Below are 20081 nucleotides of genomic sequence, written 5' to 3'. Positions count from 1 at the left end.
GGGAGCGGGCGTCGGTGGCTTCGGGCGCGGGCTCGGGCGCGGTCGGCTCCGGCGCCGGGCCGCCGGCGGCGGGCGGGCGGTCGTCGGCGGGGGTGTGGCGCGCTCCGGCGAATCCGTCATGCCGGTGAGGTTACGACTGCCGGGCACCTGGCGACTACCCGTGAGTAGCCCTTTCTCGCCGATCGGCGAAACCGCGCCAGCGTCCAGTGGCGCGATTCGCCCCGCTGTGCATCGCCGCAGCTCGGATCGGCGTAACCGCCGGTACGGGCGGTCGGGGGCGTCCCAGGTCAGACCGCACCTCGGCCGGATCAGCCCGCGCGGAAGCTCGCCACGGCGGTGTCGAAGGCCTTCCGGGTGCTCTCCGCGCTCTCCAGCGGGCCGGACACCCACAGGTCGTACATCCGGTCGCCCTGCGTCCAGCACAGGTCGAACGTCCGCCGGGGGCCCTTGCCGTGGCCGAAGCCGTCGTAGGTGAACTCCCACAGCGCGGCGTCCTGCCCGTGCTGGGTCGTCCGGGTGATCACCCCGTCCCGGTAGCCCGGGTAGACCGGCGAGGACGGCGCGGCCACGTGCTGGTCGTGCATCACCGCGTACGGGCCGCGCGGATCGGGACTCTGCTCGCGCTCCCCGAAGCGGAAGACATCGCCGGGCGACCAGTAGTACGTACGGGGACCCTCCGGGTCGCGGCGGGAGCCGTCGAGCAGGGCGACCGAGAAGCCGTTGGCGTCGGTGATCCGCTCGAAACCGGCGGGCAGGGGGCGGGCGGCGGAGGTCGTCGCCGGACTGCTCGGGGTCTCCGGGCTCGGCGGGCCTGCGGGGGTGGTGGCGGCCGTGGCGGCGGCGGTGAGCGCCGGAGGGCTCACCGCGGCGGCGCGGCCCCCGCTCTCGCCCCGGGTGACCAGGATCGCCGCGGCCGCGCCCGCGACCACCGCCACGGCCGTCACGGCGAGCACGGCGACGGCGGTGCGGCCCCGGTGCCGGGGGCCGCGCGGCGGCTCGGACGGGACCGGGGCGTGGCCGGGCTCCGGCTTCGGTTCCGGGTCGGGCTCGGGCGCCGGCGCCGGATCGTCGGGGGACCTCGGGGCGGGGAGTTCCGGCGTCGGGGTCGGCGGCTCGAGCCCCGTTTCCGCGAAGGCGGTGAGCACGGTCTGCACGTCGGCGGCGGCCATCCGGCGTTCCGGGTCCCGCTCCAGCAGGCCCCTGACCACCGGCAGCAGCGGGCCGGCCGCGGCCGGCGGGACGATGTCGGCGATGGCCACCGCGTGCACGATCTCGCCGATCGAATCGCGGCGGAAAGGCGAGTGCCCGTCGACAGCCGCGCACAGCAGCACGCCGAGCGACCACAGGTCCGACGCCGGTCCGGCCGGCTGCCCCGACATCCGCTCGGGCGCGGTGTATTCGGGCGAGCCGACGAAGGAACCGGTCTCGGAGATGGTGTGGCTGCCCGGGACGCGGGCGATGCCGAAGTCGGTGAGCACCACCCGGCCGGTGCCCCGGCCCTCGGCCCGCTCGATGAGGACGTTGGCGGGCTTCACGTCCCGGTGCTGGATGTCGTGGCGGTGCGCGGCCCGCAGCGCGCCCGCGACGGCGGCGCAGATCCTGGCGGCCTCGCGCGGCTCCAGCGGGCCGTCCTCGGTCAGCACGTCGGCCAGCGAGCGGCCGTCCACCAGCTCCATCACGATCCACGGGCGGCCGTCCTGCTCCACCACGTCGTGGACGACCACCACGTGCGGGTGCCGGATCCGGGCGACGCCGCGTGCTTCGCGCAGGGCGCGGTCCCGTTGCTTGTCGGCTTCGGCCTCGGTCAGGCCGGCGTAGGGCAGGTGCAGTTCCTTCACCGCGACCTGACGGCGCAGCAGTTCGTCGTCGGCCCGCCAGACCGTGCCCATGCCGCCGCGGCCGAGCCGGGCGGTGATGCGGTAGCGGCCGGCGATGACGTCCCGGGGCTGGTGTTCGGCGGTGGTGCGTCCCCCGTCACTTGCCATGAGGCCATGATGCACTTTGCCTGTCGCGGCGCGCACCGGCTCTGCGGGCTCACGCCCGCCGCTCTCCTCCCGGGGCCCCGGCGCGCCCCTCCCCCGCGGCAACCGGGCCCCTTGCGTCCCGAGCCTGGACCACCCCGCCCATACGGGGCTGACGCGCGCCTTCCGCGGCCCGCACCTGCCCGCAGGGGCAGCCCCTTGCCGTCCGAATCCGGACCACCCGCCGGTACGGGGCTTGTCGCGCAGTTCCCCGCGCCCCTGATGGCCGCTCAACCCGCGGCCCGAGGACGGACCAACCGCCCGTGCGGGGGTGACGCGCGCCCGCGCCGCGCACTCAACCCACCCGCAAGGGAAGCCCCTTGCCGCCCGGCTCCGGACCACCCGCCGGTACGGGGCTTGTCGCGCAGTTCCTCGCGCCCCTACGGGGCGCCCAACCCACCGCCCCGAAGGCCGACCAACCCACCGTCCGGGGCCGACGCGCCCCCCGCCCCGCGCCCAACCCAGCCGCAGGGGCGGACCCGGACCGGGCGCGGCGGGCCCGCGGGCCCCGCAAGGGCTCAGTGGGGTGTGTAGGTTTCGACGGCCTTGTCGAATGCGCGTTGGACGGCGGCGCGTTCGGTGTCGGGGCCGGAGATCAGGATGATGTGGTAGTGGCCGTTGATCTGGACGGCGAGGTTGCGGGCGTAGATGGTTTGCTGGCTGTCGTCGCGCCAGGTGTATTCGCCCTCGGCGGCGGGGTGGCCGCGCAGGGTGAGGGCTTGGAGGCTGGAGGCGGAGGACCAGGAGGAGGCGCGGAAGGCGGCGAGTTCGCGTTCGACGAGTTGGTAGGCGAGGGGGTCCTCGGTGTCGCCGGAGGCCTTGTCGCGGCCGGGGACGACGGTGAGGGTCAGGTCGCTGCCGGTGTAGCGGACCTCGTCCTGGCCGTTCTTGCCGCTGCGTGCCCACCCGGTGTGCACGGCGACGGTGAAGCCGGCCGCGTCGGTCTGCAGCGCGAAGTCGGGGCCGAGGTCGGGGGGTGCGGCCGGCGGCCGGGTCGTCGCGGCCTTGGTCGGGGGCTTGGTGGTGGGTTTGCTGCTCGGCTTGGCGGGGGGCGCCTGGCCGGTGTCGGCGGGCGGGTTCGCCGAGTGGGTCTTGCCGCCGCCGGCGCCGGGCATCTGTGCGGGTATCGTCCGGTCGCCGTTGGGGTCGGCGGCCGACTCGCCGCGATGGGGCAGCACGAGCACCGCGTAGACCACCACGGCGGCCAGCACGACCAGCAGCGCGACCAGGAGGCGGGCGCCGAGCCGGCGGGGCTGCGCCTGGCCGCGGTCGGGCGTGCGCGAGACCACCTGTTCCTGCTGGAACTGCTCCTGCCGCATTTCGCTGCGCCGGGCACTCTCCCGCTTCTCGCGGACCGCCCTGGCCTGCTTGCCGCGGGCGTGCCGGCGGTGCTGGAGGCCGGTCGGGTCGGCGGCGGCAGCGGCTGCCGCGGCGGCCTTGTTGCGCCGCCGGCGCACCAGCTCGCCGCGGCGCCGCTTGACCGGGAGTTTCGCCGGGTCGGTGGGCAGGGAGACGGTCTCGACGCCGAGTTCGGGTTCGGGCGCGGAGCGGATCAGCGACCGCAGCCAGCCGCCCAACTCCTCGGCCTCGGGCCGCTCTTCGGGGTCGGGGCGAAGCAGTGACTCCACCACCGGCCGCAGCGGGCCGCATTCCTCGGCGAAGGCGGGCGGTTCGGCGCACACCAGTTGGACGAGTTCGGCGGCGCTGTCCTCGGGGTAGGGCGGGTGGCCCTGGACGCTGCGGAAGAGCAGCGAGCCGAGCGCCCACAGGTCGGCGGCGGGGCCGACCGGCGGGGACAACCGCCAGTTCTCGTGCACCTCGTGGGCCTGTTCGGGGGCCCAGCGTTCGGTGACGGCGCCGACGACGGTGATGCGGTTCTGCCGGGCCCGCTCCTGTTCCAGCGCGGAGTCGGGGCCGTGCCAGGAGGGCTCGGTGCCGCCGGCCAGCACCTGCTCGGGCAGCGGGTCGTAGCCGCACAGTGCTTCCTGGGCGGCGCCGGCCGCGAGGCCGCCGAGCATCGCCCGGCCGTCGTCGCAGAGCAGCACGGTGCTGGCGGTGACGTTGCGGTGGGTCCAGCCGTGGGTGTGCAGGGCGCGCAGTGCGGCCAGGATGTCGGAGGCCACCTCGGCGGCGCGATAGGCGTCCAGCGGGCGCTCGGCGAGGAAGGCGGCGAGCGGCCGGGCGGACACCAGTTCGCTCGCGATCCACAGGCTGCCGTCCTCGACGAAGATGTCGAAGACCTGCACCAGGCGCGGGTGATCGGGTATCGCGGCGGCGGCCCTGGCCGCGTCCAGCGCCCGCCGGGCGCTGTCGCCCAGCCCGTCCGGATCGGCCGGCCCGGCCTCGTCGCCGGGGAGTTCGGCGGTCAGCACCTCCGGCAGCAACACCTGCCGGACCAGCACCTCTTGACCGCTGTATGTGTCGAACGCCCGTGTCTCGGCCAGCTCGAACTCGTCGGCGGGCGGACGCGGCAGCCGGTAGCGCTCGGCGAGCACCCGCCCTGCGTACTCCTCCACGGTGCCCCCTCTCGGCCCCGGTCCAACTCCTACGGGAAACGGTCCGATCCGATCCGAACAAGCCCGGATGCGGATGCGGACAGTCCTCAACTACTCACCATACGTGCTGTACGGCGTTCCTTCGGCCCTTTGCCGGGTTGCGAACCCTGTCCCGGTTCGAGCCGAGTACCTGCTTACCCCTTTGCTGCCGCTTGTACTCCCGTTGTGCTTCCGTGCGCGGGCCGGGGGTGAGCGGGGGTCAGTCCTTCGACTGGAAGGAGGCGAAGAAGGTGTTCCGCATGGTGGTGGAGGCGGCGCTGTCCCAGTCGGTGGCGGGGATGGAGACCATGATCGAGTAGGCGTGGTGGTCGTCCACCACGAAGCCGCGGTTCTGCACCCGTGTCTTCTTGCCGTCCTCGGTGCGGTAGAAGTCCCAGTCAGCGGCGGTGCGGTAGCCGCGGTACTGGATCGTGTCGATGGAGATCCGCTGGTAGTCGTCGCTGGTGGACTTGACGGCGGGCTCCTCCTCGCGCCAGGCAGCGGCCGCGTCCTTGCCGGGGGTGCTCGCGAAGTCGACCTGGACGCGCGGGTATCCGCCGCTCGCGCTGTAGATCGCGCCGTCGCCGCCAGTCGTGGAGCCGGTGAGGTGCCAGCCGGCCGGAAGGGCGATCCGGAAGTGGAGCTGGTCGTTGGTGACGAAGCTGTAGCCGGGCGGCAGCGCGTCCCCGCCGCCCTTGCCGGCACCGCCGCCCTTGCCCGAGCCGGTGCCCTGGCCGGTGCCTTGATCGGCGCCCTGGTCGTCGGACGGGGTGCTCGACGCCGAAGCAGCGGGTTTTGACGGGCTGTTGGCGGCGGGCTGGGAGGGGGACGCCGCGTGGCCGCTGTCCGGCGCGGAAGCGGTGGTCGTCGGGCCGCTGGAGGCGACGGCGCCCGGCTTGGTGTCGCCGTTCTTGCTGTCGTGACCCTTGCCGCCACCGGAGTTGGCCGCCACCAGCCCTATCACTGTGCCCAGGATCGCGAGGACGACGACGGCGACCACTATGACGAGGGTGCGGCGCGGCACCACGTCGGTCAGGGGCGCGCGGGCCGGCGGGGCGGGCGTGTTCGCCGGGGTGCCGGGCTCCGGCGCGGGCCGGGGTTTGGCGACGGCGCTCTTGCGGACCGAGCGCAGCGCGTCGCGGACCTTCGCCTGGTCGGCGGCGGCCTCGCGGGCCTCCGGGGGCGCGTCGGTCGGGGTGGGCTGCGGATCGACCGGCAGGATCATGGTGCGGGAGTCCCCGGCGGGCGCCGGGGGCGCGACCGGGCGCTCCGGCGCCTTGGCGACCGTGGTCAGCATGGCGCGGGCGGCGGGCTCGGTGAGCCGCTGCTCGGGGTCCTTGATCAGCAGGCCCTTGATCACCTCGGCGAGCGGGCCGGCGTTGTCCATCTGCCCGACCGGCTCGGTCATCACCGCGGTCAGCGTGGCGATCGCCGACCCCTTGTCGTAGGGCGGGTGGCCCTCGACGGAGGCGAACAGCAGGGCGCCGAGCGACCACAGGTCGGCGGGCGGCCCTGGCTTCTGGCCGCGGGCGCGCTCCGGGGAGATGTAGGAGGGGGCGCCGACCAGCATGCCGGTGGAGGTCACCGACGGGTCGCCGTCGATCTGCGCGATGCCGAAGTCGCCGAGCACCACCCGGCCGTCGTCGGCCAGCAGCACGTTGGACGGCTTCACGTCGCGGTGCAGGATGCCTTCGTGGTGGGCGGCCTTGAGCACGTCGAGCAGCACCAGGCCGATCTCGGCGGCGCGCTTGGGGGTGACCGGGCCGTCCTCGCGGATCGCGTCGGACAGCGAGCGGCCCTCGACCAGCTCCATCACGATCCAGGGCCGGTTGTCCTCCTTGACCACGTCGAAGACGGTGATGGCGCCGGTGTTGCGGATGCGCGCGGTGGCCTTGGCCTCGCGCAGGGTCCGGGTGACCAGCCGGCGCTTCTCGTCGTCGTCCACGTCGCCGGGGAAGCGCAGCTCCTTGACGGCGACGCTGCGGCCCAGCGTCTCGTCGACGGCGCGCCAGACCGTACCCATACCGCCCTTGCCGAGCACGGCGCCGAGGCGGTACCGGTCCGCGAGCAGACGTCCGTCGGTACCTTCGACCTCGCTCATGGGTTCCCTCTGCTGTGCCGGCATGGTCAGGCGGATTGTCAGATGATCTGTCTAGTGATCGCTCGGGCGATCGGTCAGGTGATCGGTCAAACGGGGTGGTCGGGCTGCGCTGTGCCGCAAGCGGTGCAAGAGGCCATCATCCCCGAACCGGGGACGTGGAAGCCAACCAGACGTATCAGCCGGATTGCCGGAAACCGGCCACCGCGGCGTCGAACACCTTGCGGTACTTCGCCCATTGGGCGTCGGGCGCCGATACGTACACCGCGTACTCGGTGGCGCCCGGCTGGCCGAAGCCCAGGTCGATCGCGTGGTACTCGCGCACCGAACCCTCGAAGGTGAACTCCCAGATGGCCGCCGGATCGCCCAGCCGCGTGGTGGGATCGAGCCGCTTCCGATGATAGCCGTCGACTTCGGCCTCGGTGGCGGGTTCGAGGTTCTGGAAGTGCTGGTAGGGGCTGTTGCTGGCGAAGTCCAGCGAGCTGATCTTCAGATCGACCTTCTGCGTGGGGTCGATGAAGTCGACCTCCTCGCCGCCGCTGCTGACCTGCTTCGTCCAGTCCTCCGGCACCGGGAGCGAGTAGCCGCGGCCGTCGTCGGTGAACAGGCGGTAGCCGTCGGGGAGCGGCGGGGGCGCGGGGACGGTGGTGGCGGAGGCGGGCGGCGCGGCGGGTGCGGTCGTCGGCGTGGCGGTCGGCGCCGCGCTTGAGGCGGCGGTCGAGGCGGTGCTCGGAGCGCTCGGGGTGTCGGTGTCGGGCTTGGCGTCGGTATGGGCGTGCCGCTGGTGGAGGGCCAGCAGGGTGCCGCCTCCCGCCAGCACCAGGACCGCGAGCGCCGCGGCCACCAGCGGCGCGGCCCTGCCCTTGCGGCGGCCCGGTGGCGGGGAGTACGGCTGCTGCTGCCGCTGGACCGGGGCGGAGGCGGACTGCTGGGCCGGCAGCGGCGTGTGCGGACCGTAGCCGCCGACCGCGGACACGGGTGCCGCCTCGGGTATCGGCTCCGGTATCGCGCCGGGCCGCCGGACCACGCTCGCGCCGGGCGGCTGCTCGTCCCGCTGCACGAACTGCCCGACCAGCGCGGTGTCCGCCTCCGGTATGGGCATCCGCAGCAGCCGCTCGGCCTGCTCCGCGGTCAGCCGCTCGGCAGGATCCTTGGCGAGCAGCCCGGAGATCACCCGGGTGAGCGGCCCCGCGTTGGGGGCCTCGGCGACCGGCTCCTCGGCGATGGCGTACGCGGTCTCGATCGCGGTGGGCCGGCGGAACGGCGAGATGCCCTCGACGGCCTGGTGGAGGGTGGCGCCCAGCGCCCACATGTCGGCCTCGGGCCCGGGCATGGCGCCGCGGATCCGCTCCGGGGACAAGAAGTCGATGGAGCCGATGAGTTCGCCGGTCCGGGTCAGCGTGGAGGTGCCGGACGCCTGGGCGATGCCGAAATCGGTGAGCACCACCCGGCCGCCGCCGTCGCCACCCCCGTCGCCGTCACCGCCGCCGACGCCGAGCAGCACATTGCCGGGCTTCACGTCGCGGTGCAGCACCCCGGCGCGGTGGGCGGCGCGCAGCGCGGCGATCATGCCGCGGCCGATCCGAGCCACCTCGGGCACCGGCAACGGGCCCCGCTCCTTGAGCCGTTCGCCGAGTGTCACCGACGGGACGTACTCCATGACGATGGACGGCAGCCCCTCGTCGTCCACCACGTCGTGCACCACGATGACGTTGGGGTGGCTGATCCGGGCCGCCGCGCGGGCCTCGCGGCGGGTGCGCTCGAACAGGGTGGCCAGTTCGTCGTCGTCCATGTGCGGTTGCGGCGGGTGCAGCTTCTTCACCGCGACCTGGCGGCCCAGCAGTTCGTCCTCGGCCCGCCACACGGTGCCCATGCCGCCGCGCCCGATCCGCTCCACCAACCGGTACCGGCCCGCGACCAACCGGCCCTCGTCGCCCTGTCCGACCATCTCGCGCCCCTCTGAGTTGCCCCCGCCCGCGCGTCGCGCTCGCGCCCAGACTCCTCTCCTCTACAGGGGAACGATATCCGGCGCGCCGAGCCGGGCCGCATCCGCGGTCTGATCATCGGGCTGGAGCTGCGACTGGCGCTCGGCCTCGACCCGCTTCTCGTAGTGCTCGACCTCGTTGTCGATCTGGTTCTGGTCCCAGCCCAGCACCGGCGCCATCAACTCGGCGGCCTCACGGGCGCTGCGGGTGCCGCGGTCGAAGGTCTCGATCGAGATCCGGGTCCGCCGGGTGAGCACGTCCTCCAGATGGCGGGCGCCCTCGGACGACGCCGCGTAGACCACCTCGGCCCGCAGGTAGTCGTCGGCGGCGGCCAGCGGCTTGCCCAGCGACGGGGTCTGCTCGATCAGCGCCAGCACCTCGCCGGCCATCGCGCCGTACCGGTTGAGCAAGTGCTCCACCCGGGCGACATGCACGCCGCTCGCCGCCGCGATCCGGGCCCGGGCGTTCCACATCGCCCGGTAGCCCTCGGCGCCGGCCAGCGGCACGTCCTCGGTGCAGCAGTCGGCGACCCGGCGGTCCAGGCCGTGCACGGCCTCGTCCACCGCGTCCTTGGCCATCACCCGGTAGGTCGTGTACTTGCCGCCGGCCACCACCACCATGCCCGGCACCGGGTGGGCCACGGTGTGCTCGCGCGACAGCTTGCTGGTGGCGTCCGACTCGCCGGCCAGCAGCGGGCGCAGCCCGGCGTAGACGCCCTCGACGTCGTCCCGGGTCAGCGGGGTGGCGAGCACCGAGTTGACGTGTTCCAGCACGTAGTCGATGTCGGCGCTGGACGCGGCCGGATGCGCCTTGTCGAGATTCCAGTCGGTGTCGGTGGTGCCGATGATCCAGTGCCGGCCCCACGGGATGACGAACAGCACGCTCTTGTCGGTCCGCAGGATCAGCCCGGTCGTCGAGTGGATGCGGTCCTTGGGCACCACCAGGTGGACGCCCTTGGAGGCGCGGACGTGGAACTGGCCGCGTTCGGCGATCAGACCCTGCGTGTCGTCGGTCCACACCCCGGTGGCGTTGACCACCTGGCGGGCCCTGACCTCGTACTCGCCGCCGGCCTCGACGTCCTGCACCCGGGCGCCGACGACCCGCTCGCCCTCCCGCAGGAAACCGATCACCCGCGCCCCGTTCGCCGCGAGCGCGCCGTAGGAGGCCGCGGTACGGACCAGGTTCACCACCAGGCGGGCGTCGTCCACCTGGGCGTCGTAGTACTGCAGCGCGCCGACCAGCGCGTCCTTGCGCAGCGCCGGCGCCACCCGCAGCGCGTGCTTGCGGGTGAGGTGGCGGTGCGTGGGCAGGCCGCGGCCGTGCCCGGACGAGACGGACATCGCGTCGTAGAGGGCGACACCGGAGCCGGCGTAGAGCCGCTCCCAGCCTTTGTGCTGCAGCGGGTACAGGAAGGCCACCGGCTTGACCAGGTGCGGGGCCAGCCGCTCCAGCAGCAGTCCGCGTTCCTTGAGTGCCTCCCGGACCAGGCCGAAGTCCAGCATCTCCAGATAGCGCAAGCCCCCGTGGATCAGCTTGCTGGAACGGCTGGAGGTGCCCGAGGCCCAGTCGCGGGCCTCGACTATGCCGACGGACAGGCCGCGGGTGGCGGCGTCCAGTGCCGTACCGGCGCCCACCACCCCGCCGCCGACCACCAGGATGTCCAATTCCTGCTCGGTCATCCTGGCGAGAGCTTCGGCTCGCTCAGCGGGGCCGAGAGTTGTGTCGCGCATCCGTGCCTCCGTAAGCCCCGTTCATGGTCAGGTTCTCTTCGATAGTGACCGGCCTGCCCGGGAGCGGCCACCTTGAAGCGTCCGGGGCGTGCGGCGCGCCGAGAGGTCATATCAGCAATTTGTCTGGTTAGCCTGCTTTACAGCTATTCGAGAGGCCATCCGTGTGGCCATTCGTGGAGGACCGACCTCATGCCAGCAGACCTCGCGGTACTCGGACTCGGCCACACCGGACTCCCCCTCGCCCAAGCGGCCACCGCCGCCGGAGTGAACACCGTCGGCTACGACCCCGATCCGGCCGTGGTGACGGAGATCAACGCGTGCCGGCCACTGCCCGGCACCCTCACCGCCCCCGAACTGCGCCGGATGCTCGCCGCCGGCTTCCGGGCCACCTCGGACCCCGCCGAACTCGGCCGGGTCAGGACCGCCGTCATCTGCTCCCCCACCCCGCTGGGCGCCGACCACGCCCTGGATCTGACCGAAGTGGCCACCGCCGCCCGCGCGCTCGCCGCGCACCTGCGTCCGCACACCACCGTGGTCCTCGAATCAGCTGTCTACCCCGGTACCACCGAAGGATTCCTCCGCCCCCTGCTGGAGGCCCCGGGCCTGCTGGCCGGCCGGGACTTCCACCTCGCCTATTCCCCCAGCCGCCTCGACCCCGGCAACCGCGACGTCCACCTCGCCAACACCCCGAAAGTGGTCGGCGGCGCCACCTCCGCCTGCACCGAGGCCGCCGCCGCCTTCTACAGCCGCTTCACCGACCGGGTGGTACGCGCCAGGGGGCTGCGGGAGGCCGAAGCGGTCAAGCTGCTGGAGACCAACTACCGGCACGTCAACATCGCCTTCGCCAACGAGATGGCGGTCTACTGCCACGACCTCGGGGTGGACCTGTGGGACGTGATCCGCTGCGCCGAGACCAAGCCGTTCGGCTTCCAGGCCTTCCGCCCCGGACCCGGCGTCGGCGGCCCCGGCGCCGCGCTCGACCCCAACGCGGCCCCCGCCTTCACCGCTGGACCCACCGCCCACCCCCGGCTGCCCGGCCACCCGCTGCGGATGGTCGAACTCGCCCAGGAGGTCAACGGCCGGATGCCCCGCTACGTGGTGCAGCGCGCCGCGACCCTCCTCAACGAGCACGGCAAGTCCCTGCGCGGCGCCCGCGTGCTGCTGCTCGGCGTCACCTACAAGGCCGACCTCGCCGACCAGGAGGGCGCCCCGGCCCGCGAGATCGGCTCCCGGCTGATCGAACTCGGCGCGCAACTCGCCTACCACGACCCGTACGTCCCGCAGTGGCGCGTGCTGAACCGGCCGGTGCCGCGCGCCGACTCCCTGTGGGAGGCCGCCGCGGAGGCGGATCTGACGCTCCTTCTCCAGCACCACCGCACCTACGACTTGCAGGGTCTGGCGGTGAAGGCCCAACTCATGCTGGACACCCGGGGAGCCACCCCGGTGGGAGCGGCGGCGCGGTTGTAGCCGGGCGGGACCGGCCGGGCCGGTGCGCCGGTCCTGGCGTCGTACGGGTGTCGTACCCCCCTGCTAGATTTCGGGGTCACTTCACGCTTCATGCCCCGGGGGGGACCTTTCATGACCACCGAACTTCCGCCGGCCGGCCCGCCACCGGCCGACCCGCCACCGGCCGACCCGCCACCGGCCGACCCGTCACCGGCCGGCCTTACGCCACAGGCGCCGAAGCCGCCGCTCGCACCCGAGCCGCCGCTGCTGCCCGAGCCGCCGCAGCAGTCGGCCCCGCCGCTGGGGGCGGCCACCTTCGATCCGGCCGCCTACCCGGCGCCGACGGGGTGGATGGCCCCGACCCCGCTGCCCGCGCCGCCCCCGCCGAATGTCGCGCTGGCCGTCCTCGCGGGCATCGCCGCCGCCGTGGTCGCCGGCGCCGTCTACGGCTGGATCCTCGGCCTGACCAAGCACGAGATCAGCTATCTGGCGCTCGGCGTCGGCCTCCTCGTGGGCGCCGTGGTCGGCAAGGTCGGCGGACGCAGCCCGGCCCTGCCGTACGTCGGACTGGTGCTGTCCCTGCTCGGCGTCTTCCTCGGCCAGTTCTTCGGCGAGGCGATCATCGGCGCCCACGCGAACGACCTGTCGGTGACCAGCGCCCTGCTCGACTACACCAGCGACGTGTTCCAGGCGTGGAAGGCCGACTTCGACGTCCTATCCTTCCTGTTCATGGCACTCGCGGGCGTGGTGGGCTTCCGCACCCCGCGCCGCATGAACGGCTGATCCGGGGCGGCCGGTCCCGGGCGGTCCCAGGCGGCCGATCCCGGGCCCGCCGCGATACGGCGAGAGGCCGGTACGTACCCGCGATCGGATATGCACCGGCCCCTCGGCCGGCTGCTGACCGGTGTCAGCGGTGGTGCGTCGGCGACACCGTGACCTCGACCCGCTGGAACTCCTTGAGGTCCGAGTAACCGGTGGTCGCCATCGAGCGGCGCAGCGCACCGAAGAAGTTCATCGACCCGTCGGGGGCGTGGGACGGCCCGAGCAGGATCTGCTCCGTGGTGCCGGCGGTGCCGAGATTCATCCGCTTGCCTCGCGGCAGTTCGGTGTTGACCGCCTCCATGCCCCAGTGGAAGCCGCGGCCGGGGGCGTCGGTGGCGCGGGCCAGCGGGGAGCCCATCATCACCGCGTCCGCGCCGCAGGCGATCGCCTTGGGCAGGTCGCCGCTGGCGCCGAAGCCGCCGTCGGCGATCACATGCACGTAGCGGCCGCCGGACTCGTCCATGTAGTCGCGGCGGGCCGCGGCCACATCGGCCACCGCGGTCGCCATCGGCACCTGGATGCCGAGCACGTTGCGGGTGGTGTGCGCGGCGCCGCCGCCGAAACCGACCAGCACACCGGCCGCGCCGGTCCGCATCAGGTGCAGGGCCGCGGTGTAGGTGGCGCAGCCGCCGACGATCACCGGCACGTCCAGCTCGTAGATGAACTGCTTGAGGTTCAGCGGCTCGTGCGACCCGGAGACGTGCTCGGCGGAGACCGTCGTACCGCGGATGACGAACAGGTCGACGCCCGCGTCCACCACGGCCTTGGAGAACTGGGCGGTGCGCTGCGGGGACAGGGCCGCGGCGGTGACCACCCCGGCGTCCCGCACCTCCTTGATCCGCTGGCCGATCAGCTCCTCGCGGACCGGGGCGGCGTAGATCTCCTGGAGCCGGGAGGTGGCCCGGTGGTCGTCCAGCTCGGCGATCTCGGCGAGCAGCGGCTCGGGGTCGTCGTACCGCGTCCAGAGCCCTTCGAGGTTCAGCACCCCGAGGCCGCCGAGGTTGCCGATCCGGATGGCCGCCTCCGGAGAGACCACGGAGTCCATCGGCGCGGCCAGGAACGGCAGTTCGAAGCGGTAGGCGTCGATCTGCCAGGCGATCGAGACCTCTTTGGGGTCCCGGGTCCGCCGGCTCGGCACCACGGCGATGTCATCGAACGAGTACGCCCTGCGGCCTCGCTTGCCCCGCCCGATCTCGATCTCAGTCACTACGCGCGCCTCTCGTCTTCTGCCCTTGCGCTTCCAGTATCCCGCAGCGGTCCCCTGCGGGGTGCCCTCCGGGCGGGCGGCGGGGGGCCGCGGGCCCAGCCCCTTCCGGCCAGTCGCCGGATCGTCCGCCGTGCGGGGCCGGTCGCGCAGTTCCTCGCGCCCCTTCGGGGCACCGGTCCGCCGGGCGGTGGGATGCTGCAACCAGGGGCGCGGGGAACTGCGCGAGCAACCGGCCACCGGCCGGCGTTCCGGGTACAGGCCGCAAGGGGCTGGGCGTCCGGCCCCGCAAGGGCCAGGGGGCGGGGCCAGCGGGACCCGGGGACCTCAGCGGAGCGTCAGCCGTGGTAGTTGGGGGCCTCGACCGTCATCTGGACGTCGTGCGGGTGGGACTCCTTCAGGCCGGCCGCGGTGATGCGGACAAAGCGCCCCTTGGACTCCATCTCGGAGACGGTGGCGGCCCCGACGTACCCCATGGTCTGGCGCAGGCCGCCGACGAGCTGGTGGAGGACGGCGGACAGCGGCCCGCGGTACGGCACCTGGCCCTCGATGCCCTCGGGGACGAGCTTGTCGTCGGCCGAGACCTCGGCCTGGAAGTAGCGGTCCTTGGAGTACGAGCGGCCCTGGCCGCGGGACTGCATCGCGCCGAGCGAACCCATGCCGCGGTAGGACTTGAACTGCTTGCCGTTGATGAACAGCAGCTCACCCGGGGACTCTTCGCAGCCGGCCAGCAGGCTGCCGAGCATCACGCTGCTGGCACCCGCGGCCAGCGCCTTGCCGATGTCGCCGCTGTACTGCAGACCGCCGTCGCCGATGACCGGCACGCCCGCGTCGACGCAGGCCTGCGCGGCCTCGTAGATCGCGGTGACCTGCGGCACACCGATACCGGCCACCACCCGCGTCGTGCAGATGGAGCCGGGGCCGACCCCGACCTTCACGCCGTCCACGCCCGCGTCCAGCAGGGCGCGCGCGCCGTCGCGGGTGGCGATGTTGCCGCCCACCACGTCCACCGGGACGGCGGACTTGATCTTGGCCGTCCAGTTCAGCGCGTTGCTGTTGTGGCCGTGCGAGGTGTCCACCACCAGGAAGTCCACCCCGGCGGACACCAGCGCCTGGGCGCGGTCCAGCGCCTCCGGGCTGGCGCCCACGGCCGCGCCGACCAGCAGCCGGCCCTCGCTGTCCTTGGCCGCGCGCGGGTACTGCTCGGCCTTCACGAAGTCCTTGACGGTGATCAGACCACGCAACCGCCCGTCGCCGTCCACCAGCGGCAGCTTCTCGATCTTGTGGCGGCGCAGCAGCGCCATCGCGTCCACCCCGGAGATGCCGACCTTGCCGGTGACCAGCGGCATCGGGGTCATGACTTCGCGCACCTGCCGGCCGCGGTCGTTCTCGAAGGCCATGTCACGGTTAGTGACGATGCCGAGCAGCCGCCCGTTCTCGTCGGTGACCGGCACGCCGCTGATCCGGAAGCGGGCGCACAGCGCGTCCGCCTCGGCGAGGCTGGCGTCCGGACGGACCGTGATCGGGTCGGTCACCATGCCGGACTCGGAGCGCTTCACCAGGTCGACCTGGCTGACCTGGTCCTCGATGGACAGATTGCGGTGCAGCACGCCCACCCCGCCCTGGCGGGCCATCGCGATCGCCATCCGCGCCTCAGTGACCTTGTCCATCGCCGCGGACAGCAGCGGGATGTTCACCTTGACGTTCCGGGAGATCAGGGACGCGGTGTCGACCTGGTTGGGCAGCACCTCGGACGGACCCGGGAGCAGCAGCACATCGTCGTAGGTCAGTCCGAGCGTGGCGAACTTCTCGGCTACTCCGTCGGCGTTCAGCGACATGACACCTTCCCGAATGGTCTTGCCCGGCGAGTTGTCCAATGGTAGTGGCTGCGCCGGTATTCCCCGGCCGGGAAGGTGACTCCTGCGGGTGACGCGGGGGCCACCGCGGTGCCGTCCGGGCCGGCGCCGGCCGTACGGGCCCGCCCGGACCGGGCGTTACGGGGCCGGGCCAGCGGGTCCGCCGGGGGTGGGGAAGGGGTCAGGCGCTGCGCGGGGTGCCCGTGGCAGTGGTCGATGTCTCCTCGGCGATGGCCCGCAGCCGGCTGAGCGCGCGGTGCTGCGCCACCCGGACCGCCCCCGGCGACATCCCGAGCACCTGCCCGGTCTCCTCGGCGCTCAGCCCGACGGCGACCCGCAGCAGCACCAGCTCCCGCAGATGGTCGGGCAGCCGGTCCAGCAGTTTTTTGGCCCAGGCGGCGTCGCTGTTCAGCAGCGCCCGCTCCTCGGGGCCGAGCGAGTCGTCCGGCTTCTCCGGCATCTGGTCGGACGGCACCGCGGTGCTGCCCGGCCCCCGCATGGCGGAGCGCTGCAGATCGGCGACCTTGTGGGCGGCGATGGAGACCACGAAGGCCTCGAACGGCCGGCCCAGGTCCCGGTAGCGCGGCAGTGCGCACAGCACCGCCAGGCAGACCTCCTGCGCCAGGTCGTCCACGAAATGGCGGGCATCACCCGGCAGCCGGGACAGCCGGGTGCGGCAATACCGCTCGGCGAGGGGGTGGACGAGCGCCAGCAGCTCGTGCACCGCCCGCTGATCGCCGTCGACCGCGCGACGGACGAGGGCACCGATGGCAGGTGTGTCGTCGTCGCGCATCCACCCATGGTGCCTCGCCGCGGGACGATCCGTGGCATCGCGGTCGTACTTCTGCACCGAAGCGTTATCCGGCACGCCTTGCGGAACCGCGTCCGGCGCTGTCATCTCCGCCATCCGAGGCCCCCGCCGTTCCCCGAGGAAGTCCATATGTCAAGCATGCGTCCTCCCCCGGGAAACCGAGGACTCGTGGGCGACTTCGGGCCTACGACGATCGGCACGGGCGCTTCGATGTCCGGTTGAAGGACCGTTACGACGACCGGCACCCGGGCCCTTGCGAGGGCGGCGGCGGGGGCCCGAACGGCCATGCGTACGACGCCCGGAGCTGCCGCCCGCGCGGGCCGGCGCACGGCGGTTATCGCACCAGGCCCCAGCGGAAGCCGAGCGCCACCGCGTGGGCCCGGTCCGACGCGCCGAGTTTCTTGAACAGCCGCCGCGCGTGGGTCTTCACGGTGTCCTCGGACAGGAACAGTTCGCGGCCGATCTCGGCGTTGGACCGACCGTGGCTCATGCCTTCCAGCACCTGGATCTCGCGGGCGGTCAGGGTGGGCGCGGCGCCCATCTCGGCCGATCGCAGCCGCCGCGGCGCGAGCCGCCAGGTGGGGTCGGCCAGCGCCTGCGTCACGGTGGCCCGCAGTTCGGCGCGCGAGGCGTCCTTGTGCAAATAGCCGCGGGCGCCCGCCGCGACGGCCAGTGCCACCCCGTCGAGATCCTCGGCGACGGTGAGCATGATGATCCGGGCGCCGGGGTCGGCGGACAGCAGCCGCCGGACCGTCTCCACCCCGCCGAGGCCGGGCATCCGAACGTCCATCAGGATGAGGTCCGAGCGGTCGGCACCCCAACGGCGGAGGACTTCCTCGCCATTGGCGGCGGTGGTTACGCGCTCGACGCCGGGCACGGTGGCCACCGCGCGGCGCAGGGCCTCTCGGGCGAGCGGGGAGTCGTCGCAGACGAGGACGGAAGTCATGACCGCCCTCCGCAGCTGAACCGCGTCACGTTGTGCCTCCAGGCTGTACGAAGTACGAATCTTCACCGTTGGGGCTGACGGATCGGGCACCTGCCCGAATCACTTGATCCGCCAACCGCTTCCGCCACACTCAACGACCCTCACCCGAAAGAGTTACGGAGTTTGATCGGGGCCTTCGGCACTCTACGTGATCGATTGCCTACGAAACGTCCGTACCGCAGGTCAGACGGATGAGGAGGCGGTATTTGCGGTCCTGGAGAGCCCGGTGGAGCAGTGCCTGAAACGGGGTAGATGCTGCCGAACGGGTGTTATGCCGGACTTTGCACTGTTTGGCCGCTCTTTTCTGGTGTGTGCGGCAATCGTCGCTAAATTGGCGATGAGTCATATTTACATCTACTACGACAGTAGATGTACGGTCGAGAGACGGGTCACAGCGATCCGACAGGTTCCGGCAGACAGGTGCGTCCCCGATGTCACGCGACCCCGCGACACCGCGAGACCGCCGTGCCGTCGGCGCCCGTCGCCGGTTGCCGGTCGCCGTCACCGTTACGTCCCCGTTGCGCGCTCTCCGCCGTCTTCCACGCCTTCACGCACCCGTCGAGGGGAATGAGCAATGGCAGACTTCTCCCGCCTTCCCGGGCCCAACGCCGATCTGTGGGACTGGCAGCTCGTGGCCGCGTGCCGCGGCGTCGACAGCTCGCTGTTCTTCCACCCGGAGGGCGAGCGGGGCGCGGCGCGCAGCGCGCGCGAGGCCTCGGCCAAGGAGGTGTGCATGCGGTGCCCGGTGCGCGCCGAGTGCGCGACCCACGCGCTGACGGTCCGCGAGCCCTACGGGGTCTGGGGCGGGCTGACCGAGGACGAGCGCGAGGCGATGATGGGGCGCTCGCGGAGCAGGGCCACGGAGGCGGACCGGGACACCGACGCGGACGGTGGGGACGACGGCGGGGACGGGCACCGGGGGCGGAACCGGGCCCGCGACGGCGGCGCGCCCGGCGATACCGGGGACGCGCAGGGGCCGGCCGGCCGGGAGCACGACGCGGACGGGGAGCACGATCGGGACCGGGACAGAGAGCGTGACCGAGAGCCCTCCACGGAGGAGCTGGAAGCGGAGTTGGCGGACGAGTCCGAGTCCGGGGCGGAGGCGATGGACGGGTCCGAGCCGGCTGACGGCTCCGGGCCGGGGTCGGCCCGCGCGGGCTGGCGTTGAGCCTCCGTGCCGCTCATGAAGAATCGATTCTTCTGGGGGTGCCGGCTCGTCGGGAGCTGTCGGCTCGTCGAGGGGCGCCGGCTCGTCGTGGGGCGCCGGCCGAAGTACGCGTCCCGGCGGGAGACGGTCGCCGGGACATCGGCGCGGGTCGCGGGCGCCAGCCAGAAGGCACCGGGCCCGGTCGCGGTCCCGGGTCGGATCAGGGCTGCGGCGTCGGAGCCGCCGCGGCGACGGGCCGGCTCCCGTGCTGCAGACCCGCGCTCGCCAGCCGCCCCAGCATCATGTCCACCGCCGGCACATGCGCCAGGTCCGGCAGCGTGAGCGCGACCACCTCCCGCTCCACCGCGGGCCGCACCTCCACCACGGCGACGCCCTTCTGCCGTACGGACTCCAGGGCCAGCTCCGGCAGCACGGCCACGCCCAGCCCGGCCGCGACCAGGCCGACCACCGCCGGGTAGTCGTCGGTCGCGAAGTCGATCCGCGGCGTGAACCCGGCCAACTCGCAGACCTCCACCAGATGGCGCCGGCAGCGCGGGCAGCCGGCGATCCACTGCTCCCCCGCCAGCTCCTCGATGCCGGCCGGCTCGTCCCGCCCGGCGAGCGGATGCCCTTCCGGTACGACGCCGACCAGCCGGTCGGTGAGCAGCGGGCGCACCACCAGATCGGCCCACGACTCCTCGGCGGCCACCGGCAGGTCCACGTAGCGGAACGCCAGGGTGATGTCGCAGTCGCCCGCCCGCAGCAGTTCCACCGAGCGGGGCGGCTCGGCCTCCACCAGCGAGATCTTGGTGCCCGGGTGCCGGGCGCGCATATCGGCGACGGCGCTGGGCACCAGCGTCGAACTCCCCGACGGGAACGACGCCAGCCGCACCCGCCCGGCCCGCAGCCCGGCGATCGCCGCGATCTCCTCCTCCGCGGCGGTCAGCCCGGCGAGAATCCCGGCCGCGTGCCGCACCAGGGCCTCCCCGGCCTCGGTCATCCGCATCTCCCGCGGCCCGCGCACCAGCAGCGGCGTCCCGGCGGAGGTCTCCAGCGCCTTCATCTGCTGGCTGACAGCGGGCTGCGTACACCCCAGCTCCCGGGCGGCGGCGGAAAACGATCCGGTACGGGCGACGGAGCGCAGGACCCGCAGGTGACGAGCTTCGATCATGCCTCAACCATAAGCGAGGCTTGGGGCCTGCCGGCCCGGGGTGGGGGTGAGCTTTGACTCCTCCCGGAGGGGAAGCGGGCCGCGCGCCCGCACCCCCCGCGGGTGGGGCGGTTGCGGCCGCCCCCGGACTGCCCCCCGGCGGGGCGAGGCCGGCGGGCGGTGCCCACAGGTGAGGGGCGGTTACGGCCGCCCCCCGACTGCAGCCCGACGCCGGCTGGTCGCGCAGTTCCTCGCGCCCCTGACGGGGCGAGGGCGGCGCCCGGCGCCGACA

General features: G+C 73.2%; 12 protein-coding genes and 1 pseudogene. 3 read left to right on the top strand and 10 right to left on the bottom strand.

What is annotated here, in order from left to right; genetic code table 11:
* Positions 1–308: 308 nt before the first annotated feature.
* The 5 genes from GA0115240_RS33765 to GA0115240_RS33745 form a co-directional block, all read right to left on the bottom strand.
* A complete protein-coding gene (locus GA0115240_RS33765; protein ID WP_093742746.1) occupies positions 309–1985 on the bottom strand; it encodes a serine/threonine-protein kinase in 1677 nt (558 codons plus the stop codon).
* Between the two features lie 554 nt (positions 1986–2539).
* A complete protein-coding gene (locus tag GA0115240_RS33760) occupies positions 2540–4537 on the bottom strand; it encodes a protein kinase (RefSeq protein WP_093742744.1) in 1998 nt (665 codons plus the stop codon).
* A gap of 238 nt (positions 4538–4775) precedes the next feature.
* Positions 4776–6656: a serine/threonine-protein kinase gene (locus GA0115240_RS33755; RefSeq protein ID WP_093742742.1), complete on the bottom strand. Its 1881-nt coding sequence runs from the start codon at positions 6654–6656 to the stop codon at positions 4776–4778.
* A gap of 175 nt (positions 6657–6831) precedes the next feature.
* Complete coding sequence (locus tag GA0115240_RS33750; protein WP_093742740.1) at positions 6832–8601, bottom strand: serine/threonine-protein kinase; 1770 nt, start codon at positions 8599–8601, stop codon at positions 6832–6834.
* A 60-nt stretch (positions 8602–8661) separates the two neighbouring features.
* Complete coding sequence (locus GA0115240_RS33745; protein ID WP_093742738.1) at positions 8662–10368, bottom strand: glycerol-3-phosphate dehydrogenase/oxidase; 1707 nt, start codon at positions 10366–10368, stop codon at positions 8662–8664.
* A 189-nt stretch (positions 10369–10557) separates the two neighbouring features.
* Here GA0115240_RS33745 and GA0115240_RS33740 point away from each other — a divergent pair, with 189 nt between their 5' ends.
* Both GA0115240_RS33740 and GA0115240_RS33735 read left to right on the top strand, forming a co-directional pair.
* The gene (locus GA0115240_RS33740) at positions 10558–11835 is read left to right on the top strand and encodes a nucleotide sugar dehydrogenase (protein ID WP_093742736.1); all 1278 of its coding nucleotides are present in this window, start codon (positions 10558–10560) and stop codon (positions 11833–11835) included.
* A 111-nt stretch (positions 11836–11946) separates the two neighbouring features.
* On the top strand, positions 11947–12597 hold the full coding sequence (locus tag GA0115240_RS33735) for a hypothetical protein (RefSeq protein WP_093742734.1): 651 nt from the start codon (positions 11947–11949) through the stop codon (positions 12595–12597).
* Between the two features lie 124 nt (positions 12598–12721).
* On the opposite strand, the gene GA0115240_RS33730 is transcribed toward GA0115240_RS33735, so the two are convergent.
* The 4 genes from GA0115240_RS33730 to GA0115240_RS33715 form a co-directional block, all read right to left on the bottom strand.
* A complete protein-coding gene (locus GA0115240_RS33730) occupies positions 12722–13843 on the bottom strand; it encodes a GuaB3 family IMP dehydrogenase-related protein (protein ID WP_093742732.1) in 1122 nt (373 codons plus the stop codon).
* A 335-nt stretch (positions 13844–14178) separates the two neighbouring features.
* Positions 14179–15678, bottom strand: coding sequence for an IMP dehydrogenase (gene guaB, locus GA0115240_RS33725; RefSeq protein WP_093742730.1), 1500 nt, complete (start codon positions 15676–15678; stop codon positions 14179–14181).
* Between the two features lie 199 nt (positions 15679–15877).
* Positions 15878–16489: a sigma-70 family RNA polymerase sigma factor gene (locus GA0115240_RS33720; protein ID WP_272919965.1), complete on the bottom strand. Its 612-nt coding sequence runs from the start codon at positions 16487–16489 to the stop codon at positions 15878–15880.
* A 352-nt stretch (positions 16490–16841) separates the two neighbouring features.
* Positions 16842–17453 (bottom strand): response regulator transcription factor, encoded by a 612-nt coding sequence (locus tag GA0115240_RS33715; protein ID WP_003948568.1) that lies wholly within the window; start codon positions 17451–17453, stop codon positions 16842–16844.
* Between the two features lie 613 nt (positions 17454–18066).
* On the opposite strand from GA0115240_RS33715, the pseudogene GA0115240_RS33710 reads away from it, so the two are divergent.
* Positions 18067–18399 (top strand): annotated as a pseudogene (locus GA0115240_RS33710) (WhiB family transcriptional regulator); the annotation flags it as partial.
* 460 nt (positions 18400–18859) lie between these two features.
* Here the strand turns inward: GA0115240_RS33710 and GA0115240_RS33705 are convergent.
* On the bottom strand, positions 18860–19810 hold the full coding sequence (locus tag GA0115240_RS33705) for a LysR family transcriptional regulator (protein ID WP_093742726.1): 951 nt from the start codon (positions 19808–19810) through the stop codon (positions 18860–18862).
* Positions 19811–20081: the final 271 nt, after the last annotated feature.

Source organism: Streptomyces sp. DvalAA-14 (genome assembly GCF_900091855.1).
In the GTDB taxonomy this organism is placed as follows: domain Bacteria; phylum Actinomycetota; class Actinomycetes; order Streptomycetales; family Streptomycetaceae; genus Actinacidiphila.
This window is presented reverse-complemented; position numbering and strand designations above follow the sequence as displayed.